Origin of the sequence: Novosphingobium sp. (assembly GCF_020852455.1) — a bacterium.
Lineage (GTDB): Bacteria > Pseudomonadota > Alphaproteobacteria > Sphingomonadales > Sphingomonadaceae > Novosphingobium.
Window position 1 is genome coordinate 58,635 of sequence record NZ_JADZAT010000006.1, and the last position, 25,034, is coordinate 83,668.

Sequence of the window (25,034 nt, forward strand, 5' to 3'; positions counted from 1 at the left end):
GCGGTCGCGGGTCAGAGATCGGCCTGGGCGGCAACGCGCTTGGCCCGGCCTTCGGCCGCGCTCTTTTCCAGCTTGCTCTGGAATGACAGCATCGCCCCCAGCGAGGTGACCGTCAGTGCCAGCGCCACCAATGCACCGATCCATTGGGCGGAAGTAAGGTTTTTCATCGCAGCTCTCCTGAATGTGGCCTTGATGAATGATATGTTATGTTATTATATTTGGCCTGTCGAGTCCGATTGCATCACGGTCGGTCCCGGCGGTTCAGCCGCTCACGTTCCGCCGGAACAGCACGCGATCCTCGGGCCCGAACCCGCGATGCCAGATCACGAAGCCATAAGTGGCGAGGATTGTCGGCAGCCCCACCAGCAGCGAAAGCCACCAGGGCTGAATTTGCTGGGTCAGCCAGCCGACCAGCACCGCCGGTGCCGCCGCCCAGATCAGCGGCCAGCGCCAGTTGTTGACGCTTGCACCCAGAATCCGCGACAGCAGCCAGGCCTTGGCCAGCGAGGCGACCCCCAGCGAAAGCGCCAGCGCGGCCGCAGCGGCCGCGGCCTGGAACTTGTCGTTCAGGCCCATGTCGCGCATCATCTCGATGCCCACAAAGGTCAGCACCGCCTGCAAGGCGATCGTTGCCAGACTGATCGCCAGATTGGGCATCCGCGCGACATAGACCAGCGCGGCCTCGCTCACCACGGCGGTGGCGGCAACCACTTCGGCGGCCAGCAGGAAGCTGAGCGCACCGGTGCCGCCAACGAAATCCTTGCCGACCAGCCGCATCACATCGGTGCCGGGGATCGCCAGCGCCAGCGCGATTCCCGCCTGCAGCGCGATGATCCAGAACCCGACCTGGCGGACCTGCGCGGCAATCGCGGCGAAATTGCGTTCCTTGAGGTTGCGGGTGATCACCGGGCCCAGGATCGGCTCGAAACTGGTCTTGAGCTTCTGCGGCAGCGAAGCGACCTGCTGGGCGGCGAAATAGACCCCCACCGCGGTTGGCGAGGTCAGGAAGCCCAGGATCGCGATATCAAGCTTGCGCGTGCTCCATTCGACCAGATCGGCCCCCGCCAGCGGGAACGAAAGCAGCGCCAGCCGCCCGATCCGCAACGGATGCGGGCTCCAGTTCTGCGGCAACCCGATCGAACGCAGCAAGGGCGCGAAGGCGACCAGCGCGGCGGCATATTTGGCAACGATGTAGGACAGCGCCAGCCCGCCATCGGGCACCAGCCAGAGGAAGGCCACCGCCGCCAGCGTCTGCACCCAGGGCTCAACCAGCGAGCGGGCGCGCACCGTCGCGCCGATGTTGTACGAATAGGCCAGCGCCGCCAGCGCGACATCGGTCAGCGCATTCGCCACGATCGCGATCGGCAACAGGTGATCGAACAGGCCATATTGTCCGCTGGGGAACATCGGCGCGGGAAACAGGTAGAGCAGCGCCGCGACGGTGGCGGACAGCATGAAGGTCAGCAGCAGCCCGTCGGCAATGACATGCGCCGGTTCGCGCGGATCTTCGGATAGCCGCTGGGCCAGGCCGCGACGCTGGCCGAGCGCGCAAAGCTGCGCCGCCAGTTCGACAATCACCAGCGCCGAGGCATAACGCCCCATCGCTTCGACCCCATAGAACTGTCCGGCGATGAACAGGAACGGCGCGGTACCGCCCAGTCGCAGCACGAAGCCCAGGAAATTGGTCCGCCCGCCCTTGGCCAGCGCCTGGATGTCCTGCTGCTGGCGCTCGCTCACTGGCCGGGCCCTTCGGCCTTGAGCGGGCGGGCCAGCAGTTCGGCGACCACTTGCCGCGCGGGTGCTTCGCCCTTGAGCAGGCGGTTGACCGCCGCGACGATCGGCAGGTCGATCCCGTCGGCTGCGGCAAGGTCGGCCAGCACCGGCGCGGTATGCGCGCCTTCGGCAACCGAATTCTTGCCATCAAGCGCCTCGGCGGCGGACAGCCCTTCGCCCAGCGCCTTGCCGAGCGAGAAATTGCGGCTGGAGGTGGACGAACAGGTCAGCACCAGATCGCCAAGCCCGCACAGGCCCGCCAGCGTTTCCGCCCGCGCCCCGCGCGCCAGGCCAAAGCGCAGCATTTCGGCATAGCCGCGCGCGATCAGTGCAGCGCGGGCGTTCTGGCCCAGTCCCAGGCCATCGACCACCCCGCAGGCGATCGCCAGCACGTTCTTGACCGCGCCGCCGATCTCCGCCCCGGTAACATCGTCCGAATAATAGGGCCTGAGCGACGGGCGCGAGATCGCCGGAGCCAGCCGCGCCCATTGCTCCTCCCCCCCGGCACAGGCCAGGGTTACCGCCGTGGGCAAGCCGGCGACGACTTCATGCGCAAAGGTCGGGCCGGACAGCACCGCCAGCGTGGCCTGCGGCGCAGCGGCAGCGGCGACATCGGCCATCAGCCGCCCGGTGCCAGCCTCGATCCCCTTGGAACACAGCACCAGATCGCGCTGCCCCGCTGGCAGGCCTGACAGCACGCGGGCCAGATGCTGGGCCGGGGTGACCACCAGCAGCACCGGCAGGTCAGCAAGATCGCCCAGATCGCTGGTCGCCCGGATCTGCGGCGCCAGACTGGCGCTGGGCAGGAACAGGCTGTTGGTGTGGCGAGTGTTGATTTCCTCGACCAGTTCGGCCTCGCGCGCCCAGATCGTCACCGCTCCGCCCTGACTGGCCATGGCCTGGGCCAGCGCGGTACCCCAGGCTCCCGCCCCGATGACGCCGATCGGCTTCATGCCTTGACCCCCGCGCCGCGCACCGGGGCGGCATCGGGATCGAGCGGCCAGCGCGGGCGCGCCATGAAATCGAGCGGATCAGACTGGCCCAGCCGTTCGATCCCGGCCCAGGCGATCATCGCCGCATTATCGGTGCACAGCGCCAGTGGCGGCGCCACGAAGGGCAGGCCGTGTTCGCCCGCCAGAGCTTCCAGCGCGCCGCGCACCGCCTGGTTGGCCGCAACTCCGCCCGCCACCACCAGCGCACTGGGCGCATCGGCCAGGCTCAGCGCCAGGCGGGTCCGGTCAATCACGCAATCGAGCGCAGCCTGCTGGAACGCGGCGGCGATATCGGCATCCTGATGGATTCCGGCCTGCTTGGCCCGCAAGACTGCGCTTTTGAGCCCGGCAAAGCTGAAATGCGGTTCGGCACTGCCCAGCAGCGGGCGCGGCAGCGGCACGGCGCGGGGGTTCCCCTCACGCGCCAGCCGCTCCACCGCCGGGCCGCCGGGAAAGCCCAGCCCCAGCACCTTGGCGGTCTTGTCAAACGCCTCGCCCAGCGCATCGTCGATCGTGGTGCCCAGCCGGCGATAGCGGCCCACTCCTTCGACCAGCAGCAACTGGCAATGCCCGCCCGAAACCAGCAGCAGCAGATAGGGAAATTGCAGCGCCGGATCGGCCAGCCGCGGCGACAGCGCGTGCCCTTCCAGATGGTTGATCGCGATCAGCGGCTTGTCGCTGGCCATGGCGAGCGCCTTGGCCGTCACCAGCCCGACCATCACCCCGCCGATCAGCCCCGGCCCGGCGGTGGCGGCCACGGCATCGACCTCGCCCAATGCCATCCCGGCATCGGCCAGCGTCGCCTCGATCAGGGGCGCGAGTCGCTCGGCATGGGCGCGCGCAGCGATTTCGGGGACCACTCCGCCATAGGGGCGATGAAAATCGTCCTGCGAAGCGATCCGCTGCGCAAGAATCGTGCGACCGCTATCGACCAATGCGGCTGCGGTTTCGTCGCAAGACGATTCAATTCCGAGGACAATCCCCATCCCCACTTTCCCTTAAAGAGATTGCGCACTAGCACAAGCGGCCATGCTTGAACGTCCACTAAGGCTCGGTACCCGCAAGTCCCCTCTGGCCATGGCCCAGGCCGAGGAAGCGCGCGACCGGTTGGTGGCGGCGCACCCCGGCCTGACGGTCGAACTGGTCCCGGTTACCGCCAGCGGTGACAAGGTGCTTGACCGCCCGCTGGCCGAAATCGGCGGCAAGGCGCTGTGGACCAAGGAGCTCGACGCCTGGCTGCTGGGGGGTGAGATCGACCTGGCGGTCCATTCGCTGAAAGACGTCGAAACGCTGCGCCCGGCGGAAATCACGATTGCGGCGATCCTGCCGCGCGAGGATGTGCGTGACGTGCTGGTCGGCGCGGCTTCGCTGGACGAACTGCCAGCCGGCACGCGGATCGGCACCAGCGCCCCGCGCCGCGCGGCACAGGCGCTGCATTTGCGGCCCGATTGCCAGGTGGTCGGCTTTCGCGGCAACGTCCAGACCCGGCTGGCCAAGCTTGCAGCCGGCGAGGCTGACGTGACCCTGCTGGCACTGGCCGGGCTCAACCGGCTGGGCAATGCTGCGGTCGGCACCCCGCTCAACCCGCGCGAGTGGCTGCCCGCGCCGGGCCAGGGCGCGATCGCGATCGAGTGCCGCGCTGCCGATGACGCGACCCGCCAGCTGCTCGCCGCGATCGACCATCTGCCCAGCCGCCAGGCAGTAGCGGCCGAACGGGCGCTGCTGGCCGCGCTGGGCGGCAATTGCCACAGCCCGATCGCGGTCTTTACCGAAGTGGTGGGTGACCGGCTGGCGATGCGCGCCGCGCTGCTCAGCCCCGATGGTTCCGACAAGGTGGAAGCGCGGCACAGTTTCGCACCCGGCGATCCGCAGGGCCCACGCGACCTTGCCACCCAGCTGCTGGCCCAGGCCGGCCCGGCGATCCGCGCCCATTTCGATCCACCGGAGGCGGGCTGAGCGATGGTGCCGCTGGTCATCATCCGCCCCGAGCCTGGCAATGCGGCAAGTGTCGCTGCTGCCCAGACGCTGCGGATGGAGGCCCACGGCTTCGCGCTGTTCGAAGTGGCGGCGAAAAGCTGGGAGGCGGTCCCGCCGGACCAGTTTGATGCGCTGCTGATCGGCAGCGCCAACGTGTTCCGCCACGGCGGCCGCGGGCTCTCCGCACTGAAGGGCCTGCCGGTCTATGCCGTGGGCGAAGCAACCGCCCAGGCCGCGCGCGATGCCGGTTTCACGGTCAGCCAGATCGGCGAGGGCAACATGCAGGCGCTGCTCGCCCAGCTCGATCCCGCACATCGCCGCCTGTTACGGCTGGCCGGCGATGAGCGCGTCCCGCTGACGCTGCCCCGGGGCGTGACCATGGAAGAACGCGTGGTCTACGCCAGCATCTCCCGGCCCTTCCCGCCCGAACTGGTCGAACTGCTGAGCGAACCGGCGATCATTGCCGTCCATTCGGTCGAAGCTGCCCGGCACCTTTCCGCGCAATGCGTCAGCCACGCGATCAAGCGTGCACCGCTGCGGATCGCCGCGCTGTCAAACCGGATTGCCAGCGCGGCCGGCGATGGCTGGGGCGAAGTGGCAGTGGCCAGCCTGCCGCAAGACAAGGCATTGCTGGCGCTCGCCCGCCAGATGTGCCAAGACCCCTGGCCTGCGGGTCGCACTGCAGGCCGTTAGACAAGCGAAACCATGCCCGAAGATTACTCTGCCCTTCCCCCTGTGCGCAAAGGCTCGTCGCTGAAGACGCTGCTGGCCACGGTGGTGCTGTCATTCGCCGGCGGGGCCGCGTTGCTGGGCTATCTGGTGTGGGATGGGCGGATCGATCTTGGCCAGTCCGCCGCGCCGCAGCCGGTGGCCAGCCTGCCGGCCAGCGGTTCGCAAACGCCCGCTGCGCTGCCCAGCCCGGCAACCACCACGCTGGAAACCAAGCTGGCCGATCTTGAGCGCCGGATGGCGCAGCTTGATTTGCAGGCTGCCGCCTTTGGCGGCACGTCGGCCCGGGCCGAAGGCTTGCTGGTGGCCATGGCCGCGCGCCGCGCGATCGAACAGGGCAAGCCGCTGGGCTATCTGGAAGGCCAGCTCAAGACCCGCTTCAGCGCTGCGCGCCCCGATGCGGTCAACACCCTGCTGGCCAGCGCCCGCGCGCCGGTTACGCTCGATATGCTGGCTGCGCAGTTGGATGACCTTGGTCCCGCCCTGCTGGGCACGCCGCGCAACGAAGGTGGCTGGGATCGCTTCACCCGCGAACTGTCCGGCCTGTTCGTGATCCGCCGCCAGGAAGGCCCGGTCCACAAGCCCACACAGCGGCTCGATCATGCCAGGATGTTGCTACGCGGCGGGCGGATCGACGAGGCAATTGCCGAAGTTTCCAAGATGCCCGGCAATGCCGCCGCCAAGGACTGGATCGTCCAGGCCCAGCGCTATGCCGCGGCCCAGGCCGCGCTTGGCCAGATCGAGGAAGCCGCGCTGAATGAGCCCGAGCGATTGAAGAGCGCCACAGGCGAGGCTGTGCAGCAACCGGGCCTGGCGGCCACGGCGACGCCGGCTCCTACGCTTACGCCTACGCCCTGAGCAGGCTGGGCAGGTCGCCCGACATTCCGCGCGCTTCGTCCATGAAGAAGCGTTTGAGCCAGCCCGAACGCTGGACCATGCCCATGCCGGTGCGGCGGACCAGACTGGGGATCCGCCCGCGCACCCCGAACAGGCGGACCAGCGCGTCGGTGGTGGCCATCACGGTGGTGGCATCAAGGCTGCGCCAGCGTTCGTACCGCGCCAGCAGCTGGGCATCGCCCGGGTCGAGACCCAGCCGCATGCCATCGGCCAGAACCTCGACCAGGCAGCCGACGTCGCGCAGCCCAAGATTGAGCCCCTGCCCGGCAATCGGGTGCATGCCGTGCGCCGCATCGCCGACCAGCGCCAGCCGGCTCTCAACGATCCGCGCGGCGTGGTGGAAATTGAGCGGATAGCTCAACCGCGGGGCGCAAAGTTCGGTCTTGCCGAAGATTTCGGCCATCCGTCCGGTGATTTCGGACAGGAACTGCGCATCGCTGAGCGCGATCACGCCTTTCGCGTCCTTCTCGTCAACCGTCCAGACCACCGCCGACCGGTGCCGCCCGTCGGGCAGGTCCAGCAAGGGCAGCAGCGCCAGCGGGCCGGTGGGGAAGAAGATTTCCCAGGCCACGCCGTGGTGCGGCAATTCGTGGGTGATCGCGGTGACCATGGCGCGGTGGCTGTAATCCCACTTGGCCGACTTGAGCCCGGCCTCTAACCGGGTCGGCGATTGCCGCCCCTCGGCCCCGACCAGCAGGCTTGCCGCCAGCACGCGCCCGTCGCTCAGCGTCACGCTCACACCATGTTCGCCGCGCTCACGGCTGACCGGCTCAACCCCGCTGGACCAGGCGATCAGCGGCTCTGCGCGCGCGGCTTCGAACAGCGCCAGGCGGATGTCGCGGTTGGCGTACATCCGGCCCAAGGTGCCTTGGTGCGGCTCGGGCTTGAAATCGATCCGGCCGGGCTTCATCGCATCGGTCACCGCGATCGCTTCGATCGCGCAGCCCAGCGGGGCCAGCCGTTCAGCCAGGCCGATATTGGTGAACAGGTTCCAGCTGGCGGTCGAAATCGCCGAAGCGCGGCCATCGACACCCTCGGCGGTCAGCTCCTCGGGCCGGGCCTTGTCGACCACGTGGCTGGAAATTCCCTGGCGTGCGGCGGCCAGGGCCAGGGTCATGCCGACCAGCCCGCCGCCCAGGATCGCCAGGTCACGCCGGTCGGTCATGATCCGCAAGTGTTCCCTTCGCCGCCATCGAGATCGAGGCAGCGCCCGTCGAAGGCGCCGTCGGGCACCCTTAGCCCAAGGATCGCCACCAGCGTTGGTGCGATATCAACCGTTTCGACCGGGTGCGGCTGTTCAAAGCTGCGCATGCCGCGCCGCCAGAACAGCATCGGCACCCGCCGGTCATAATCCCAGACGCTGCCGTGGGTGGCGATATAGGCGCCGGGCATCGGTTCGGGGATCGGGGTGATGCCGCGTTCCAGCAGGATCACCACATCGCCCGAACGGGCCGGATCGAACGAGGCCCGCGCGCGTTCCTTGATCGTCCAGTCCTGCGGGCTGCCGGCCGGAAGCGGGGTCTTGGCCAGTTCCTCGCTGGAATAGGCGGCGGCAACCTGCGGATTGGCGCGCACGATCGTCAGCAGGGCATCGACCACGCGCTTGCGCTGGTCGGCCGGAACCGCACGGTTTACATAGTAGTCGCCGCCATCGGCAACGACCAGCGGTCCGTCGAGCAGGACCACGCCAGACTTGACGCCGGCCGCCTTGGACAGCACTTCGGGGCTGAGCGAGGTATCGACCCGGGCAGCGCGCGGATAGGCCTGCTGATCAAGCCGTTCCGGCATGTCGAGCCCGCCATGGTCAGAGCTCAGCACCACCATATAGTCGATCCCCTTCTTGTCGAGGTGATCGAGCAGACGACCGATCTGCCAATCGAGCTGCGCCATCTGGATGCACATCTCACTGCCTTCGGTGCCGGTGGCGTGGCCGATATAGTCAGTTGCCGACAGACTGACCGAGAGCACATCAGGCGCCGCACCTTTGCCCAGGTTCATCTCATCGACCAGCGCGGTGGCCAGATCGACCGTGGCCGCATCCATCCGCGGTGAGGTGCGGAACAGGTCGGGCTTGTTGGGCGGCAGGGCGAAAGCACCGTTACCGGCGAAACCCTTGCCGACCGGAATAGGGCGATTGGCCGCAGTGCAGTTGGCCGGCAGGACAAAGGGTTTGGCTCCCTTGCCCAGCAGCGTGGTGACATTGGCGTTGACCCTGACTGCGGCAGGCGAAAGCTGGCGGCCGTTCAGCGTGACAAAGCCCGCTCCCTTCCACCAGTATCCGGCGTCGATCTGGTGCCCGCCCATCATCATCACCGCGCGGTCCTTGGCCGAAACCGCGACATTGCGCGAGGCCGGGTTGGCGGCCTTCATGTATTCGCCCAGCGTCGGCACCTTGAGGTGGAAAGCCGAGACTACCGGATTGCGCGGGCTGGAGGCCGGATCGCGTTCATCCTCGGCGCAATAGATCGGCTTGGTCTTGCGCGGACCATCGGGTTCGAACCAGGTGTTGGCGATGATCCCGTTGCGGGCCGGGCGCGTGCCGGTCAGCAAGGTGGAATGGCCCGGGCAAGTCTCGGTCGCGGCGTGCGACTGGAACCCGGCGGGAAAGACCGCGCCCTGCCCCAATCGCGCCAGGCCATAACGATAGGTGGGCCGGTATTGCGCATAGAGATCGCCCGAGAACTGATCGACCGAGATCGCAACGATCAGCCGTGGTGGTCCGGTCGGCGCGACCGGAACCGGCTTGGCCTGCCCCTGGACCGCGACCACGCCAAGCGCGGTGGTGAGCGAAAGGGCAAGCGGAGCAAGCAGACGACGCATCTCGGTTCCTTGAAAAGTTCGTGCGTAACGGGCAGAGCCTTGATGGCCGGGGCACGGGCAATAGGCAAGTGCGCCGTGGCCGGAAAATTGCGAAGGACCTGCCCGATGCGGCGCTATCGCCCGATCATTGCCGTTGTGTTGCAGATGCTGGCCATGCTGCTGGCCGCACCGGCGCTGGCCGCGCCCAGCCATATCAAGGCCGAACTGGTGGTCGAAGGTCCCGTGGCGCCCGGCGGTGAGGTGACGCTGGCGGTGCTGATGAAGCCCGAGGCCGGCTGGCATGGCTATTGGCAGAACCCGGGCGATGCCGGGCTGGGCCTGACGATCGACTGGACCCTGCCGGCCGGGGCCAGCACCGGGGCGCTGCGTTATCCGACGCCCGAAACGCTGCTGATCTCGGGCCTGATGAACCATGTTTACGAGCATGACTATGCCGTGCTGGTGCCGCTGAAAGTACCTGCCACCCTGCCAGCGGGTTCCAGTTTCACGGTCCGGGCCAAGGCGCAGTGGCTGGCCTGCACCGACAAGATCTGCGTGCCCGAACGCGGCGAACTGTCCGCAGTAGTCAAGCTGCGTCCACCGGGCAGGGGCGATCCCCGCTTCGACCAGTGGCGCGCCGCCCTGCCCGCGCCGCTGGGCAGCCCGGCCACTTTCGCGATCGTCGGCGGCAAGGTGCGTGTCGCGGTGCCACTGCCCGCCGGGGTCGCGCTGGAGCGCCCGCACCTGTTCGTCGCCGACGACCGCGTGGTCGATTACGCCGCCCCGCAGGCCTTCTTCCGCGATGGCGACCGGCTGGTGGTGGAACTGCCGCGCGGCAAGTTCGAACCGGTGACGCCCGGCGCGCTCCATGCCGTGCTGCGCCTCAACCAGGCGGGCGATGGGGTGAGCCTGGAGGCCGCACCGGGCGAAGTTCCGACAGGCGGGACGCCGCTGGCCGCTGGCACCGAAGCCGCCGGCCTGCCCTGGCTGCTGCTGTCTGCGCTGCTTGGCGGGCTGCTGCTCAACGTGATGCCCTGCGTCTTCCCGATCCTCAGCCTCAAGGCACTGAGCCTGGCCCGCGCCGGTGAGAGCGAGGCCCAGGCCCGCGCCGAAGGGCTGGCCTATACCGCAGGGGTGGTGCTGGCCTGCCTGGCGCTGGGCGGCCTGCTGCTGGCGCTGCGCGCTGGCGGCGAACAGGTCGGCTGGGCATTCCAGTTGCAGGAGCCGCTGGTGGTGGCGGGATTGCTGCTGCTCGCCACCGCGATCACCGCCAACCTGCTCGGCCTGTTCGAATTTGCCGTGCCCGGCTTTGCCAGCGAAGGATCACCGCAGGGCGCCTTCGCGACCGGGTTGCTTGCCGCCTTCGTTGCCACCCCTTGCACCGGCCCGTTCATGGCCGCGGCGATGGGCGCGGCGCTGCTGTTGCCGGTCGCTCCGGCGCTGGCGCTGTTTGGCATGCTGGGGCTGGGACTGGCGCTGCCATTCCTCGCGCTGGCCTTCGTGCCGGCGCTCCGCCGCATGCTGCCCCGGCCCGGCGCCTGGATGGACCGGTTCCGCAAGGCGATGGCCGTGCCGATGGCACTGACCGCGCTCGCGCTGCTGTGGCTGGCCAGCCGGGTCGCCGGCAACGGCTTCGCGCTCGCTGCCGGCCTGTTCGCCTTGATCCTGATCGCCGTGCTGGTGATCACCGGGCGGCGCCAGCGTCACGGACTTGCGGCGGGTGCGCCGGTCTGGGCGGCGCTGGGGGTTATGGCGCTGGCCTTTGCGCTGGGCATGCCGGGCATGGTCCGCCAGCCCCTGGCGGCCGAGGCCGATCTGCTGGGCGCGCAACCGTTCAGTCAGGCCGCGCTCGACAAGGCGCGCGCGACGGGCAAGCCGGTCTTCGTCTATTTCACCGCCGACTGGTGCCTGACCTGCAAGGTCAACGAGAAGGTCGCGCTGGAAGCTGCTGACACGCTGTACAACTTCAAGCGTGCCGGGGTGATTGTCCTGCGCGGCGACTGGACCCGGCGCGATCCGGCCATTTCACGCTTCCTCGCTGCTCACGGTGCGGCAGGTGTGCCGCTCTATCTGTGGTATCCGCCCAAGGGCTCCGCCGCGCAGCAATTGCCGCAGGTCCTCACCCCGCAATTGCTGGGCGATCTGGTCAAACAAACCAGAACCGGTTGACCCCGCGTTCGCCTTCCTCGATCCGCACCGGGCGGCCAAAGACCTTGCCCTTGCGCAGCTCGGCGCAGATCGCCGGGTCGGCCGAATTGGCGAGCACCCGGGCATCTCCCACCCGGGCCACCAGCGTGGCGGTCTCGCCGGTCTTGCCCGGCTGGATCGTGAAGGTTTCGGCCACGGCCTCACCATCATGGGCATCCAGCACGCGCCAGTGCGGCTTGATCTTTTCCAGGCTTTGCCAACGGCTTGCCGACCAGTCCGCAGGTTCTGTCGAATAGACCCCGGCGGCATATTTGCTCATGATCCCGCCGTTCGCACCGACCAGCACCTTGTCGCCCGGTTGGGCACGGCAGCGCTGGACGGCTTCGGCGATCGAGTGGCCGACGTAATTGTTCCCGGCTCCGCCGAAAAACGGCAGTCCGCCGGTCAGCGTCCAGCCGCGCGGATCGTCGCGATCGAGCCCGAAGGCATCGAGCAAGTTGAAAACCGGGATTGCAAAGCACGAATAAAGATCTGTCGCGGAAAGCTTTTCCCAGCTCGTCCCGGCAAGCTCAAGCGCGGTTGAGATTGCCGCGACTGCCGCCGGGCTCTTCTCGATGCTTTCGCGCGTCAGCATCGAGGGTTCGGCGCAGTCGGCGACCCCGTGCACATAGACCCAGCGGTCACTCGGCACCCCCAGACGGCGTGCCTCCCCGGCACTTGCGAGTACCACCGCAGCCCCCTGGTTGACCTGATCGCGCGACACCACCAGCCGGCCATAGGGTTCGGCGACCAGCCGGTTGCGATCGGTCAGCGTGGCAAGCTCTTCCGCGCTGCGTTCGGTCGGCGCGGCGCTGTGCGGATTGGCGGCGGCAACCCGGGTGAAGGGGGCAAACAGCTTGCCGATCTCCAGCCGATAGTCGGCCAGGCTCAGCCCCAGCCGTTCGCGCCGGACATTCTCGGCCAGGGCATAGCCGCCGATCGGCGCACCCACGCCGTGACGGATCGAGGTCATATCGACCACCCCGTCATAACCGGGTCCGCGATCCTCCAGGCTGCCGCGCCGCCGCTCGCTCCAGTCGCGGGTCTCGCCCCGGGCCAGCAGCGCGCGCATGGTCGAAATCGCTTCGGAGCCAACGATCGCGGCCAGCTTGCTGCGCCCGGCGGCGATCTCGGCCGCCAGTTCGCCGACCAGCCGCTGCGGCCCCTGCCCGCCAACCACTTCGAGGATCGCCCGGTCCGGATTGGCGCCGGCCCGCCGCGCAATCGCGCGCGGGGTGTTGTTGGCATGGCCGAACGGCGCGGTGTAGCGGGTGGCCGAAATTTCGAACTGGCGGATCGCGGCGATCGTATCGAGACTCTTCGCCAGACTGCGCTTGGCCCGGGCATCGGCAAAGGCCGCGCGCAGCGCAGCGCCGGCCAGGTCCATATGGCTCATCTCGGCATAGCCCGGTTCGCCCACGCGTTCCGAATATTGCCTGACCCCAATGATTACGGGGGTGTTGTCGGCTACGGTCATCACAGCACCTGCCCGTCATCTACGGTCAGCACCGACCCGGTGATATGCGCCGAGGCATCCGAAGCCAGCAGCAGCAACGGCGCGTCGAGCGCGTCGATCGGACACATCCGCTTGCGGTGGAAGGCCGCGATCTGGGCCTTGCCGCCCTCGCTCTCGAACCAGTCGCCATCGATCTCGGTGCGGATATAGCCGGGCTCGATCGTGTTGACGTTGATCCCCTGGCGCACCCATTCGCGCGCGAACTGCCGACCCAGGTGGGCAACCCCGGCCTTGGTCGCGGCATAGGCGGCATCGCCCTGCCCGGTCATCTGGGCAGTGATCGAGCCGATCAGCACCACCCGCCCGCGCCCATGCGCCTTGAACCCGGCCGCGATCATCCGTCGCCCGCCTTCGCGCGCAGTCAGATAGACCCCGGTGAAATTGGTGTTCACGACATTGGCCACATCGGCCAGCGGCAGGTCGATCGAGCGCCCGGCGGTCGCGATCCCGGCGTTGGCCACCACGGTATCGACCGTGCCCCACTTCGCCTCTGCCGCGTCATAGGCGGCCATGATCGAAATTTCGTCAGTCACGTCGATCGCCACCGGCAGCGCCGCTTCGCCGAGCTCTGCGGCCAGCGCCGCAACCCGGTCCACCCGCCGCGCGCCGATCACCACTTTCGCGCCTTCGCGCACGAACAGCCGCGCGAAATGCGCGCCGAAGCCCGATGATGCACCGGTAATCAGGGCGATCCGCCCCGTCATTGCCTGCCTGTCCACTGATCCCTCGCCTGATTGCCGTTTTCCCGATCAAGAGCGGAGAGCGGCCAGACGATCAAGCAAAATTGCGCAAGTTTGACATTGGTCAAGGCAAAGCCTGCTGCGGCGGATCAAATCTGCCCGCAAGGAACCGACAGGCTCCATTCCAAATTCACAGTTCTCCCCACCTGGAGCGGCCAAACACGTGATGGCCGCTCTCTTTTTTGTGCCGCAATGGCGAGTCAGGGATGGCTGCCCCTCTCCATTTTCGCGCAGCGCAAATGCGGAGGTGGATCGTCCGCAGGACGAGACGGAGGGGCCTTGAACGCTGATGCCGACACCCCTCCGTCAGCGGCTGACGCCGCTGCCACCTCCCCATTTGCGGCATTCGCCGAAAATGGAGAGGGTCTGGTGAGGCCTAGACCGCCGAACTGAACCGGCGAACCGAATCCTGGCGATAGGGATCGAACAGCGCCGCGACGGTGCGGGCATAGGGCAGGCCATCGGGCGCGATGGTCAGCGTGTCACCTGACAGGCTGGCAATGCCGCGTTCGATGAACGGGGCCAGCCGGGCCGCCGCCTCGCTGGCCAGATCGGGATCGAGACTGGCAGTGCCATGGCACAGCAGCGCCTCGATCACCGCGCCGCGGCGCTGGTCATCGCGCGAACGCCGCACCCCGTGCGCGGCGGGCAGCATGTCCTGCGACAGCAGCATGCGATAGCGTCCGGCGTTCTTCTCGTTCTGGACCAGCAGATCGGGGAAACAGCCGATTGCCGATGCGCCCAGCCCGACCAGCACTTCGGCCTGATCATCGGTGAAGCCCTGGAAATTGCGCCGCAGCGTGGCGTTGCGGACTGCCTTGGCCATCGGATCGCCGGGCTTGGCGAAATGGTCGAAGCCCACCGGCACATAGCCGGCCTCGGTCAGCAGGCGATAGCCGAACTGGGCCATGGCAAAGCGTTCGGCCTGGCCGGGCAGGTTGCTGCCATCGATCCGCCGCTGGCGCGGCAGCATGTGCGGGACATGGGCATAGCCGAACAGCGCGATCCGGTCGGCGCCCAGTTCGATCGTGCGCAGCAGCGTGGCTTCGAGTTCGACCAGCGTCTGGCCCGGCAGGCCATACATCAGATCGAAATTGAGCGAGGTTACGCCGTGGGTGCGCAGCAGGTCGGTCGCGCGGGCCAGCAACTCATCGGGCTGGACCCGCCCGATCGCGGCCTGCAATGCGGGATCGAAGGTCTGCACGCCCAGGCTGGCATAGCGCACCCCGACCGCGCCCAGCACCTGCCCCCAGTCGGGCGTCAGGGTGCGCGGATCAAGCTCGATCGAATATTCCGGGTTTTCGAGCGGCATGTGCAGCGTGAGCGCATCGAGCAGCCGCAGGAAATCGATCGGGCTGATCGCATTGGGACTGCCCCCGCCAAAAGCGACGCGGCGCACCCCGGCGGCGTGGCCCAGCCGGACCCCGGTGATCGCAATCTCCCGGTGCAGCGAATCGAGGTAGTTCGACAGCCGCTGGGTCTTGTTCGCGGCGCCGGTGTTGCAGCCGCAGTACCAGCAGATCTTCTCGCAGAACGGGATGTGGAGATAGAGCGACACATCGCCGCTGGCCTTGCGCAGCGCGGCATCGGCATCGGCCGCGCCGACATCGCCCTTGAATTCGGCAGCGGTCGGAAAGCTGGTGTAGCGCGGGACCGGCGTTTCGAGCAGTTCGGGATAATACTTCCACATGCTGGCTGGTTAAACGATTCCGGCCAAGCCAATCATTGCGATGGCTCAAAATCCTTCTGCATCCGTTTCCGGCTGGAACCCGAATGGCACCCCTTGGCGCAGCAGCCATTTTCGCCGCCTTGGGGGGCTGGCGGTTGCCCCGGAACCTCAACCATCCGCACCTGGCCATCCCCGGTGCACAGCGGCATCATCAGCCCGCCGGCCGCAGCCGGAGCGGCCACGTTGAGCGCGGCGGGAACGAGCGCGATCAGGCCGAACAGTGCGCGCCGCCTCATTCCACCTCATCCTCTTCATCGATCAGGATCCGTGCCGCCGCGCCGTCAAGATCTTCAAACTGACCGCGTTTCAGCGCCCAGAAGAAGGCCACCAGCCCCAGCAGGCCCAGGCCCAGCGCGACCGGGATCAGCACCGCCAGCCCGGTCATCTGCCCACTCCGGCCAGCCGCAGCGAATTGCCGATCACCAGCAGCGAGCTGGTCGACATCGCCACCGCCGCGATCAGCGGGGTCACCAGGCCGGCCATCGCCAGCGGCACTGCCAGCAGGTTATAGCCGATCGCCATCACGAAATTCTGCTTCACCACCCGCATCGTGGAGCGCGCGGTGCGCACCGCCAGCGGCAATGCTTCCAGCGAATCGCCCAGGAACACCAGATCCGCCGCCTGCCGCCCGACATCGCTGGCTGTGCCCGGCGCGATCGAGGCATTGGCGGCGGCCAGCGCGGGGCCATCGTTCAGCCCGTCGCCCGCCATCAGCACCTTGTGCCCGGCACCCTGCAGCCGCGCGATCGCTTCCTGCTTGTCCTGCGGCGAGGCATTGCCTTGCCCGGTCAGCCCGGTTTCGCGCGCAACCTCGGCCACCGCGCCAGGATTGTCACCCGACAGGATTGAAGGTTCGATGCCGAGGCGGCGCAGCTTGTCGAGCGCGGCTGCGGCATCGGGGCGCAGGCGATCGGCAAAGGGGATCAGCCAGACCGGCTGGCCTTCGATATCGAGCGTGGTGGCGATCCCGCTGGCGCTGTCGGGGCGGCGCAGTGCAACCTTGCGGCCCTGCCACAGCGCGGACAGGCCCTGCCCCGCTTCCTCACCCACTTCGGTCAATTCGGCCGGCTTGATCCCGCGGGCAGCCAGCGCCTCGACCAGTGCGCGCGACAGCGGGTGGCGGCTGTGCGAGGCCAGCCCCAGCGCCACGGCGGCGGCATCGGCGGGCAGCGCATCAAGCGTGACCGGATCGGGCAGCGGGCGGCCCAGCGTGAGCGTCCCGGTCTTGTCGAGCAGCGCGCGATCAATATCGGCGATCCGTTCAAGCGCGGCGCCATCCTTGACCATGACTCCGCGCTTCATCAGTGCCGAACAGGCCACAACCTGCGCCACCGGCACCGCCAGCCCCAAGGCGCAGGGGCAGGTGATGATCAGCACCGCGATGGCATAGACCAGCGACTGGTAAACCCCGGCCCCGGCCAGCATCCAGCCCGCGAAGGTCAGCGCGGCAAGCGAATGGACCGCCGGAGCATAGAGCCGCGAAGCGCGATCGGCGATCCGCACATAGGCCGAACGGACCTGGCCAGATGCCTCCATCAGCCGCGCGATTTCAGCCAGCGTGGTGCCCGAACCGGCCGCCGTCACGCGGACATCGACCGGGTTTTCAAGGTTGAGCGTCCCGGCCAGCACCGGATCGCCACTGGCAGCGGCAATCGGCGCGCTTTCGCCGGTCAGCAGCGACTGATCGAACCGGCTTGCGCCGCTCACGACCTCGCCATCGGCGGCGAGCCGTTCACCGGCGGCGACACGCATGACCATGCCGGGGACGAGATCAGTCGAAGGAAGCCATTGCAGTCCCCCTTCCTTCGCCACGACCATCGCCCCCGGAGCTGCCTGGCGCAGCAGCGCATCGACACCGGCGCGCGCGCGATCACGCATCGCCGCGTCGAGCGCGCGCCCGGCGAGCAGAAACAGCAGCAGCATCAGGGTTCCATCGAACCAGGCATCCTGCCCGTGATTCATCGTTTCATAGAGCGACAGCGCGGTCGCCAGTGTGACCCCGATCGAGATCGGCACATCCATGTTGGTGGTGCGCTTGCTCAGCGCAGACCAGGCCGAGCGGAAGAACGGCATACCCGAATAGATGATCGCCGGCACACCGATCGCGGCGGACAGCCAGTGGAACAGTTCCTTGGTGGCCCCTTCGGCGCCCGACCAGATGCTGACCGACAGCAGCATCACGTTCATGCAGGCAAAGCCCGCCACCGCCAGCGCCGGCAGCAGCGGCTTGACCGCCGAGGGCGGCGGCGCAACCTCTTCGCCGCGCGGCTGGCTGGCAAAGCCGACCGCGCTCAGCGCATCGACCAGCGCCGGAACCTCAAGCGCGGGATCGTGCTCAACCCGCACTTGCCGCGCGGTCAGGTTGACGCGGGCTTCCTCCACTCCGTCAAGCGCGGCAAGCGCGCGTTCGACCTTGGCCATGCAGCCCGCGCAATGCATGCCGGGCACGACCATCACGGTCGTGACCGGGGCAGCATCGGGCTGAAGGCGCGCGGTGGCGGTCACTTGAAGTCCTGTTCCTCACGCCAGCGCTGGTTGCCCAGCTGCGCCTCGATCCGCAGCTTCCAGCGTTCGATCGGCAGCGGCTGGTTCGAAACGAAGCTGCCGTCGGCCTGGCGCTGGAAGGTCAGCGCCTGATCGGGCATCTGGCCCAGCGGATGGCGGGCCAGCGCGCTCAGCGTCAGACCGCTGCCCGGCACCCCGGCCATGGTAATCGCCACCCGGCCATCGGCCAGACGGCTGCTTTTCGCGGTCCAGCCCAGCGCTTTCTGGCGTTTGGCTTCTTCCAGCCAGCGGTTGTAGTGCTGGCTGGCGACATAGGAGTTATCGACTACCACCCCGCCAAAGGTGCGGATCGCGGCCCGCGCCATCACCAGGTTGACCCCGATCACCACCGCGAAGAAGGCAACGATGATGATCGCGATATGCTTGCCGGTGAACGGCCCGGTGGTCAGTGCGCGGATCATTGGTTGCCTCCCTCGGCGTTTTCTTCAGGCGCATCGAAGCGCACTTCGCTCATGTCACCGCCGCCTTCCTTGTCGGTCGCGACCAGGTTGAAGCGGATTTTCTGCGGCGCGGTGGTGCCCGGCGCGATGACATAGACTCTGAGCGGTTCGACCTGATCGGCCGGTACCTGAACGTCGATCATCGCGGCCGCCTTGTCGCGCGGCATATCATCGGTCCACATCAGCCCGCCCTTCAGGCCTTCCAGGCTGACCCGCATCGGCCGCGGACGGCCTTCCATGTTGAGCAGCTTGACGGTGTAGTCGTTGCGCACCTCGCCGGAGGGTTCGGTGGTATAGGGCGGATTGCGGTCCTTCTGCACCGAGATGTCGATGTGCTTGCGGGCGCCCAGTGCGAACAGCAGGGCAAAGCCGATCGACGCCCAGACGCCGACATAGATCAGCGTGCGGGTGTGGAACAGCGCCTTGCTGATCGGCCGCGGTTCACCGCCCTCACGCTCGATCTTGCAGTCTTCGAGCGTGGCATAGTCGATCAGGCCGCGCGGACGACCCAGCTGGGTCATCACGCTGTCGCAGGCATCGATGCACAGCGCGCAGGTGATGCAGGCGATATCGGGCCCGTTGCGGATGTCATAGCCGGTCGGGCAGACATTGACGCACTGGTTGCAATCGACGCAGTCGCCGATCCCGCCGGGGTTCTTTTCCTTCTTCTTGGCACTGCCGCGCGGCTCGCCGCGCCAGTCCTTGTAGGTAACGATCAGGCTCTTTTCATCGAGCATCGCGGTCTGGATCCGCGGCCAGGGGCACATGTAGATGCACACCTGTTCGCGCATGAAGCCGCCGAAGATGAAGGTGGTCGCGGTCAGCACGCCGACGGTGGCATAGGCCACCGGATCGGCCTGGCCGGTCCAGAAATCGACCGTCAGCGTCGGCGCATCGGCAAAGTACATGATCCAGGCGCCGCCGGTCCAGAAGCTGATCGCCAGGTAGATCGACCACTTGAGGGCGCGCTTGAAGATCTTCTGCGCCCCCCACGGGGCGTTTTCCAGCCGCTGCTGGGCATTGCGATCGCCATCGACCAGCCGGTCAACGTGCTGGAACAGGTCGGTCCAGACCGTCTGCGGGCAGGAATAGCCGCACCAGGCGCGCCCCACCGCGCTGGTAATCACGAACAGGCCGATCCCGGCCATGATCAGCAGGCCGGCCACGAAATAGAATTCCTGCGGCCAGATCTCGATCCCGAACATGTAGAACCGGCGGTGGGCCAGATCGACCAGCACCGCCTGGTTCGGGGCATAGGGTCCGCGGTCCCAGCGCAGCCATGGCGTGATGTAATAGACGCCCAGAGTGAGCGCCATCACCAGCCATTTGAAGCGGCGGAAGCGGCCGTCTACCGCTTTGGGGAAGACGGCCTTGCGCTTCGCATAGAGACTTGCAGATACGGACTTCTGATCAGGGTTTAGCATTTCCGGTACCATCCGCAGGAGGTGCAGCAGCTGCAGGCGCAGCTGCCTGGAACTTCTCACCGCCCCCCAGCGAGTGGACATAGACTGCCAGCATCTTGATCGTCACCGCATCAAGCTTGCCCGCCCAGGCCGGCATCACCCCGGCATGCGCCTTGGAAATGCTGGCCGAGACCTGTTCCTGGCTGCCGCCATAGAGCCACACGCCATCGGCCAGGTTGGGTGCGCCAAACTGGCGCAGGCCCTTGCCGTCGGTGCCGTGGCAGGCCACGCAGTTGGCGGCAAAGACCGCTGCACCGCGCTGGGCCGCCGCGTCATTCGGCGCCTTGCCCGAAAGCGAGCGGACATAGCTGGTAACGTCAGCGATCTGGCCGCCCTGCAGCACGCCGTCCTTGCCGAAGCTGGGCATCAGGCTGGTACGCGTGGTATCGACACCAGGCGAGCGGATCCCGTGAGTGATCGTGAACTCGATATCCTGGGCGCTGCCACCCCACAGCCAGTCGGCATCCTTGAGGTTGGGATAGCCGATCCCGCCGGCCGCACCCGCACCGTGACACTGCACGCAGTTCTGCTTGAACGCGGCCTTGCCGCCGGCCTTGGCCTGGTCAAGCATCTTGGGATCGGCCAGGATCGCGTCAAGCGAAGTGGCGGCGATCGCGTCGAGCACCGGCTTGCGCTCGGTCGCTGCCTTGTCCATTTCCGCGGCCAGCTGACCACGGCTGGACCAGCCCCACATCCCTTCGGTGCCGCTCTTGAGCAGCGGGATCGCGGGATAGACCACCATGTAGCCGATCGAGAACACCACACAGAGCCAGAAGGTGGTCACCCACCAGCGCGGCAAGGGGTTGTTCAGTTCCTCGATGCCATCCCATTCGTGACCGACGGTTTCGATGCCGGTCGGCTCGTCAATGCGCTTATTCGCCATTGTCGTCACCTTTGAAAATCATGTTCGCGGCCGCTTCGTTGTCTTCCCTGGCGCCCGGCCGGAATGGCCAGGCCGCCAGGATCACGAAGACAACGACCATTCCGGCCAGCCCCCAGCTGTCGGCAAAGTGCCGCAGCGTCTCGTAGGTCGAATGCGGGCTCAACGCCCCTTCTCCTTGGCGAGGTCTTCCTGCGCCGCGGCGGAGTTGACATCAACCATGGTGCCCAGGACCTGCAGGTAAGCAACCAGCGCATCCATTTCGGTCAGGCGATCGGGATTTCCGTCGAAATCGCGCACCTGCGCCTTGGGATAGCGCTTTTGCAGATCAGTGGCATCGGCCATCGGATCGGCCTGGTTCTTCAGGTCGTCGTTGGCCTTGTCGATGTCGGTCTGGGTGTAGGGCACCCCGACCACATTGAGCGTCTTGAGTTCGGCAGACATGTCGCCGGCATTGAGATCGCGTTCGGCCAGGAAGGCATATTGCGGCATCACCGAACCGTCGACCATGGCCTGCGGATTCTTGAGATGCTGGACATGCCATTCGTCCGAGTACTTCAGGCCGACGCGTGCCAGGTCAGGCCCGGTCCGCTTCGAGCCCCACTGGAACGGGTGGTCGTACATCGATTCCGCAGCAAGGCTGTAGTGGCCATAGCGTTCGACCTCGTCCCGGAACGGACGGATCATCTGGCTGTGGCAAACATAGCAACCTTCACGGATGTAGATGTCGCGACCGGCCTGTTCGAGCGGGGTGTGGGGGCGAACCCCCGCAACCTTCTCGATCGTGTTGTCGATCCAAAACAGCGGAGCAATTTCCACGATCCCGCCGACGATCACCGCACCGAAAGCCAGAACACCAAGCAGAGCGACGTTCTTCTCGATCTTCTTGTGGCCCGCAAAGGGTACCTTGGTGGTTTCTGCAGTCATTGAAAGGTCCCCCTTATTCAGCCGGCGCCGCAGCGAGCGGACGGTCGGCGTTCGGGTCATAGGCAGCCTGACGCAGCGGCTCTTCCTGACGGAGCTTGCCGGCGATGGTCTGCCACACGTTGAAGGCCATGATCAGCGCACCGGAGAGGTAGAGCACCCCGCCAAAGGCACGCAGCAGGTACATCGGGAACTTGGCCGCAACGGTTTCAACGAAGCTGTAGAGCAGGTAGCCGTCAGAGCCATATTCCCGCCACATCAGGCCTTCCATGATCCCGGTGACCCACATCGCGGAAGCGTAGAACACGATCCCCAGGGTGGCGAGCCAGAAGTGCCAGTTGATCATCCGCAGCGAATACATCCGCTCACGACCCCACAGACGCGGCGCGAGATAGTAGATCGCCGAGAAGGTGATCATCCCGTTCCAGCCGAGCGCACCGGAGTGCACGTGGCCGATCGTCCAGTCGGTGTAGTGCGACAGCGAGTTGACCGACTTGATCGACATCATCGGCCCTTCGAAGGTCGACATGCCGTAGAAGGCCACCGACAGCACCATCATGCGGATGATCGGATCGGTGCGAACCTTGTCCCAGGCGCCGTTCAGCGTCATCAGGCCGTTGATCATCCCGCCCCAGCTGGGCATCCACAGCATGATTGAGAAGACCATGCCGAGGGTCTGCGCCCAATCGGGCAGCGCGGTATAGTGCAGGTGGTGCGGACCAGCCCAGATATACAGGAAGATCAGCCCCCAAAAGTGCACAATCGACAGTCGATAGCTGTAAACCGGGCGTTCGGCCTGCTTTGGGACAAAGTAATACATCATCCCCAGGAAGCCGGCGGTCAGGAAAAAGCCCACCGCGTTGTGGCCGTACCACCACTGCACCAGCGCACCCTGGACCCCACCCCATACCGGATAACTCTTTGAACCAAACAAGCTCACCGGAACAACAGCATTATTGACCAGATGCAGCATTGCCACGGTCAGGATGAAGCTCAGGAAGAACCAGTTGGCCACATAGATGTGGGGTTCCTTGCGCTTCAGGATCGTGCCGACAAAGACCGCAAGGTAGGCAACCCAGACCAGCGTCAGCCACAGATCGACGTACCATTCAGGCTCGGCATATTCCTTGCTCTGGGTGACGCCCAGCAAATAGCCGGTAGCAGCCAGCGCGATGAACAGCTGATAGCCCCAGAACACAAACCGGGCGACACCTGGCAGGGCCAGGCGGGCGCGGCAGGTGCGCTGGACAATATAGAAGCTGGTCGTGATCAGCGCGGTGCCACCGAAGGCAAAGATAACCGCCGAGGTGTGCAGCGGCCGCAGGCGCCCGAAGGTGGTCCATTCCAGCCCCAGGTTGAGTGCCGGGAAGGCCAGCTGGAGCGCAATATAGAGCCCCACCAAGAACCCGACGCAGCCCCAGAAGGTGGCCAGGATCACGCCGGTCCGGATCAGGTCGTCGTCATAACGCGACTGATCGGGCAGCGCCGCGCCGCCAGTGGCAAGCGCCTTGTAGTCGGGCTTGCGCAGGCTGATCACCAGCCCGGCAAGTGCCGCGAGTCCGAAGACCCCCATGTGTATCGCAAACGGGGCATCGACCGCGTTTACGTACATGAAAATAGCAAAAAGAAGCGCGACGAACCAAAGGCCGGCGCGGGTTACCAAAGATTCCATGAGTATGTTCCCCCCTCATGCACGGGCTAAATCAGTAACGGCTAATATACCTGTCACACTCGCATTTCAACTGCCTAGTGCAACGCGGCATTGACCGCGATCAAATTGCGTGCACCGCAACGAAAATTCCCGGAAATCCGCGAAAAATTGCGCGGGATCAATGTTTGCACCTGCAGCATTGGCGCAAAGGCGCAGCGACGTCGCAAGAATCCTTGGCCGCACAGGGTGGCCGCTGCGGCGCAGGATGAGGGAACGATGAAAAAGCTGACGATCGCCGCGGCGCTTGCAGCCGCGACCATGCTCGCCACTCCGGCCTGGGCCGGTTCGGACGAAGGCAAGATCCAGATCAAGGTGCTTGCCACCGGCGTTCTGCCCGATGGCAAGATCGACACGGTCAAGACCGACCTGATCGGCCTGCCGGTTGGCAGCCAGACCGCCGCCAACGACAATGTCGTGCCGACTGTGGCCGTTGAATACTACTTCAACAACAACATCTCGCTCGAAACGATCTGCTGCGTGACCAAGCACAAGGTGCGCGGTGCCGGCGCGCTGCTTGGCACCGACCTGGTCAAGGACGTGCTGATCGTTCCGGCCACCTTCACGCTCAAGTATCATATGCCGCTTGGCCCGGTTAAGCCCTACATCGGGGCCGGCCCGTCGGTGTTCATCATGCTTGATTCGAAGCCGGACGTCGATGCCGTTGGCCTGGGTGCAACCCGCGCCAAGCTGTCGAGCAACATCGGCGTGGCCGTGCAGGCCGGTGTCGATATCGGCATGGGCAATGGCATGGGCATCAGCCTTGACGCCAAGAAGTACTGGATGGGCACCACTGCCAAGTTCTACGCCGGCAATACGCTGGTGCTGGAATCGAAGCACAAGCTTGATCCGTGGGTGCTGTCGGGCGGGATGTATTTCCGCTTCTAAGCTGGAACGGATTTCCGCTTCCCCTCTATAGGAGCGGGATGGGAAGGGTCGGCCGATTTGCTTTCGCAGGCGATCGCCGGCCCTTTCTTGTGCCTGGTATCTGTTGAAGGCGGCGCGGCGCCTCAACCGGCTTCGGCCATCAATCCTTCGCGGTCGAGGATCACCACCTCACGGCGCGAAGGCAGGTCGATCAGCCCATCGGCCTTGAGTCTGGTGAACTGGCGGCTGACCGTTTCGATCGTCAGGCCCAGCACGTCCGCCACCTGCTGGCGCGAAAATGGCAGGGCGAACCGCCGCAGCGCCGAATCGGGCTGATCGATGCAGCCAGGCTGGACCAGCCGTTCCGACATTTCGAGCAGGAAGCTGGCCAGCTTTTCACCGGCCGACTTGCGGCCCAGCAACAACATCCAGCGGCGCGTGCGATCGAGTTCGGCCAGGGTGCGCTGCAACAGCTTGTGTTCAAGCCCGGGATGCTCGCGCGCGAAGGCGTCGAAATCCTTGCGGCTGAACACGCAGACCCGCGCCTCGGTCAGCGCGGTCACGCCGTGGCCGCTGGTCGATCCGAACGGGCGGCCGATGAAATCGGAGGGATAGACCACGCCGACGATCTGCTCACGCCCATCCTCGGTCCCGGTCGACAGTTTGAGCACGCCATCGATGACATTGGCGACGAGGACCGAATCCTCACCTTCCCACATCAGCGACTCGCCGGGTTCAAGCACCCGGCGGCGGCCAATGGCGTTCAAGGCTTTGAGTTCATCGGTATCAAGCGACGAACAAATGGCGCGATTGCGCACAACACAGGTTTCGCAGGCGATCATTTCGGC

Annotated in this window: 24 protein-coding genes; 5 read left to right on the forward strand and 19 right to left on the reverse strand. The window is 66.4% G+C overall.

Annotated elements, in window-relative coordinates:
- Window positions 1-11: 11 nt before the first annotated feature.
- The 4 genes from IT549_RS01860 to tsaD all read right to left on the reverse strand — a co-directional run bounded on the left by IT549_RS01860 (window position 12) and on the right by tsaD (window position 3,751).
- Entirely contained in the window at window positions 12-167 is a 156-nt protein-coding gene (locus tag IT549_RS01860; protein ID WP_292969558.1) for a hypothetical protein, read from the reverse strand.
- A gap of 94 nt (window positions 168-261) precedes the next feature.
- A complete protein-coding gene (locus IT549_RS01865; RefSeq protein WP_292969560.1) occupies window positions 262-1,737 on the reverse strand; it encodes an oligosaccharide flippase family protein in 1,476 nt (491 codons plus the stop codon).
- Window positions 1,734-2,726, reverse strand: a complete 993-nt coding sequence (locus IT549_RS01870; RefSeq protein WP_292969562.1) for an NAD(P)H-dependent glycerol-3-phosphate dehydrogenase — start codon at window positions 2,724-2,726, stop codon at window positions 1,734-1,736. Before IT549_RS01870 ends, IT549_RS01865 begins: the two co-directional genes overlap by 4 nt.
- Complete coding sequence (gene tsaD, locus IT549_RS01875; RefSeq protein WP_292969564.1) at window positions 2,723-3,751, reverse strand: tRNA (adenosine(37)-N6)-threonylcarbamoyltransferase complex transferase subunit TsaD; 1,029 nt, start codon at window positions 3,749-3,751, stop codon at window positions 2,723-2,725. Before tsaD ends, IT549_RS01870 begins: the two co-directional genes overlap by 4 nt.
- Before the next feature lie 43 nt (window positions 3,752-3,794).
- On the opposite strand from tsaD, the gene hemC reads away from it, so the two are divergent.
- Genes hemC through IT549_RS01890 form a run of 3 tightly spaced genes read left to right on the forward strand, consistent with a single transcriptional unit; the run spans window position 3,795 to window position 6,329 of the window.
- Window positions 3,795-4,721 carry a hydroxymethylbilane synthase gene (gene hemC / locus IT549_RS01880; RefSeq protein WP_292969565.1) on the forward strand — a complete coding sequence of 309 codons (927 nt, stop codon included), beginning with the start codon at window positions 3,795-3,797 and terminating at the stop codon, window positions 4,719-4,721.
- Between the two features lie 3 nt (window positions 4,722-4,724).
- Window positions 4,725-5,435, forward strand: a complete 711-nt coding sequence (locus IT549_RS01885; protein ID WP_292969566.1) for a uroporphyrinogen-III synthase — start codon at window positions 4,725-4,727, stop codon at window positions 5,433-5,435.
- Between the two features lie 42 nt (window positions 5,436-5,477).
- On the forward strand, window positions 5,478-6,329 hold the full coding sequence (locus IT549_RS01890; protein ID WP_292969567.1) for a hypothetical protein: 852 nt from the start codon (window positions 5,478-5,480) through the stop codon (window positions 6,327-6,329).
- Here the strand turns inward: IT549_RS01890 and IT549_RS01895 are convergent.
- Both IT549_RS01895 and IT549_RS01900 read right to left on the reverse strand, forming a co-directional pair.
- Window positions 6,319-7,533, reverse strand: a complete 1,215-nt coding sequence (locus IT549_RS01895; RefSeq protein WP_292969568.1) for an FAD-dependent monooxygenase — start codon at window positions 7,531-7,533, stop codon at window positions 6,319-6,321. The two genes, IT549_RS01890 and IT549_RS01895, sit on opposite strands and share 11 nt — an antisense overlap.
- The gene (locus IT549_RS01900; protein ID WP_292969569.1) at window positions 7,530-9,188 is read right to left on the reverse strand and encodes an alkaline phosphatase family protein; all 1,659 of its coding nucleotides are present in this window, start codon (window positions 9,186-9,188) and stop codon (window positions 7,530-7,532) included. The genes IT549_RS01895 and IT549_RS01900 overlap by 4 nt, the downstream gene beginning before the upstream one ends.
- Window positions 9,189-9,293: 105 nt before the next feature.
- Between IT549_RS01900 and IT549_RS01905 the strand changes: the two genes are divergently transcribed.
- Window positions 9,294-11,336 (forward strand): protein-disulfide reductase DsbD domain-containing protein, encoded by a 2,043-nt coding sequence (locus IT549_RS01905; RefSeq protein ID WP_292969570.1) that lies wholly within the window; start codon window positions 9,294-9,296, stop codon window positions 11,334-11,336.
- Here the strand turns inward: IT549_RS01905 and IT549_RS01910 are convergent.
- From IT549_RS01910 to ccoN, 12 genes are all read right to left on the reverse strand, one after another.
- A complete protein-coding gene (locus tag IT549_RS01910; protein ID WP_292969571.1) occupies window positions 11,314-12,831 on the reverse strand; it encodes an acetyl-CoA acetyltransferase in 1,518 nt (505 codons plus the stop codon). The two genes, IT549_RS01905 and IT549_RS01910, sit on opposite strands and share 23 nt — an antisense overlap.
- Window positions 12,831-13,589 carry an SDR family oxidoreductase gene (locus IT549_RS01915; RefSeq protein ID WP_365776002.1) on the reverse strand — a complete coding sequence of 253 codons (759 nt, stop codon included), beginning with the start codon at window positions 13,587-13,589 and terminating at the stop codon, window positions 12,831-12,833. Before IT549_RS01915 ends, IT549_RS01910 begins: the two co-directional genes overlap by 1 nt.
- Before the next feature lie 397 nt (window positions 13,590-13,986).
- Window positions 13,987-15,300 carry an oxygen-independent coproporphyrinogen III oxidase gene (hemN, locus tag IT549_RS01920; RefSeq protein WP_292969572.1) on the reverse strand — a complete coding sequence of 438 codons (1,314 nt, stop codon included), beginning with the start codon at window positions 15,298-15,300 and terminating at the stop codon, window positions 13,987-13,989.
- A 32-nt stretch (window positions 15,301-15,332) separates the two neighbouring features.
- Window positions 15,333-15,575 (reverse strand): hypothetical protein, encoded by a 243-nt coding sequence (locus IT549_RS01925; RefSeq protein WP_292969573.1) that lies wholly within the window; start codon window positions 15,573-15,575, stop codon window positions 15,333-15,335.
- A complete protein-coding gene (ccoS, locus tag IT549_RS01930; protein WP_292969574.1) occupies window positions 15,572-15,724 on the reverse strand; it encodes a cbb3-type cytochrome oxidase assembly protein CcoS in 153 nt (50 codons plus the stop codon). The genes IT549_RS01925 and ccoS overlap by 4 nt, the downstream gene beginning before the upstream one ends.
- Complete coding sequence (locus IT549_RS01935; protein ID WP_292969705.1) at window positions 15,721-17,793, reverse strand: heavy metal translocating P-type ATPase; 2,073 nt, start codon at window positions 17,791-17,793, stop codon at window positions 15,721-15,723. Before IT549_RS01935 ends, ccoS begins: the two co-directional genes overlap by 4 nt.
- 47 nt (window positions 17,794-17,840) lie before the next feature.
- The gene (locus IT549_RS01940) at window positions 17,841-18,305 is read right to left on the reverse strand and encodes a FixH family protein (RefSeq protein WP_292969575.1); all 465 of its coding nucleotides are present in this window, start codon (window positions 18,303-18,305) and stop codon (window positions 17,841-17,843) included.
- Window positions 18,302-19,768 carry a cytochrome c oxidase accessory protein CcoG gene (ccoG, locus tag IT549_RS01945; RefSeq protein ID WP_292969576.1) on the reverse strand — a complete coding sequence of 489 codons (1,467 nt, stop codon included), beginning with the start codon at window positions 19,766-19,768 and terminating at the stop codon, window positions 18,302-18,304. The genes IT549_RS01940 and ccoG overlap by 4 nt, the downstream gene beginning before the upstream one ends.
- Complete coding sequence (gene ccoP, locus IT549_RS01950) at window positions 19,755-20,690, reverse strand: cytochrome-c oxidase, cbb3-type subunit III (RefSeq protein WP_292969578.1); 936 nt, start codon at window positions 20,688-20,690, stop codon at window positions 19,755-19,757. The genes ccoG and ccoP overlap by 14 nt, the downstream gene beginning before the upstream one ends.
- A complete protein-coding gene (locus IT549_RS01955; protein WP_292969579.1) occupies window positions 20,680-20,853 on the reverse strand; it encodes a cbb3-type cytochrome c oxidase subunit 3 in 174 nt (57 codons plus the stop codon). The genes ccoP and IT549_RS01955 overlap by 11 nt, the downstream gene beginning before the upstream one ends.
- A complete protein-coding gene (gene ccoO, locus IT549_RS01960; RefSeq protein ID WP_292969580.1) occupies window positions 20,850-21,614 on the reverse strand; it encodes a cytochrome-c oxidase, cbb3-type subunit II in 765 nt (254 codons plus the stop codon). Before ccoO ends, IT549_RS01955 begins: the two co-directional genes overlap by 4 nt.
- Window positions 21,615-21,627: 13 nt before the next feature.
- Complete coding sequence (gene ccoN / locus IT549_RS01965; RefSeq protein ID WP_292969582.1) at window positions 21,628-23,283, reverse strand: cytochrome-c oxidase, cbb3-type subunit I; 1,656 nt, start codon at window positions 23,281-23,283, stop codon at window positions 21,628-21,630.
- Window positions 23,284-23,538: 255 nt separating this feature from the next.
- Between ccoN and IT549_RS01970 the strand changes: the two genes are divergently transcribed.
- Complete coding sequence (locus tag IT549_RS01970; protein WP_292969584.1) at window positions 23,539-24,207, forward strand: OmpW family outer membrane protein; 669 nt, start codon at window positions 23,539-23,541, stop codon at window positions 24,205-24,207.
- Window positions 24,208-24,329: 122 nt separating this feature from the next.
- On the opposite strand, the gene IT549_RS01975 is transcribed toward IT549_RS01970, so the two are convergent.
- The gene (locus IT549_RS01975; RefSeq protein ID WP_292969585.1) at window positions 24,330-25,028 is read right to left on the reverse strand and encodes a Crp/Fnr family transcriptional regulator; all 699 of its coding nucleotides are present in this window, start codon (window positions 25,026-25,028) and stop codon (window positions 24,330-24,332) included.
- Window positions 25,029-25,034: the final 6 nt, after the last annotated feature.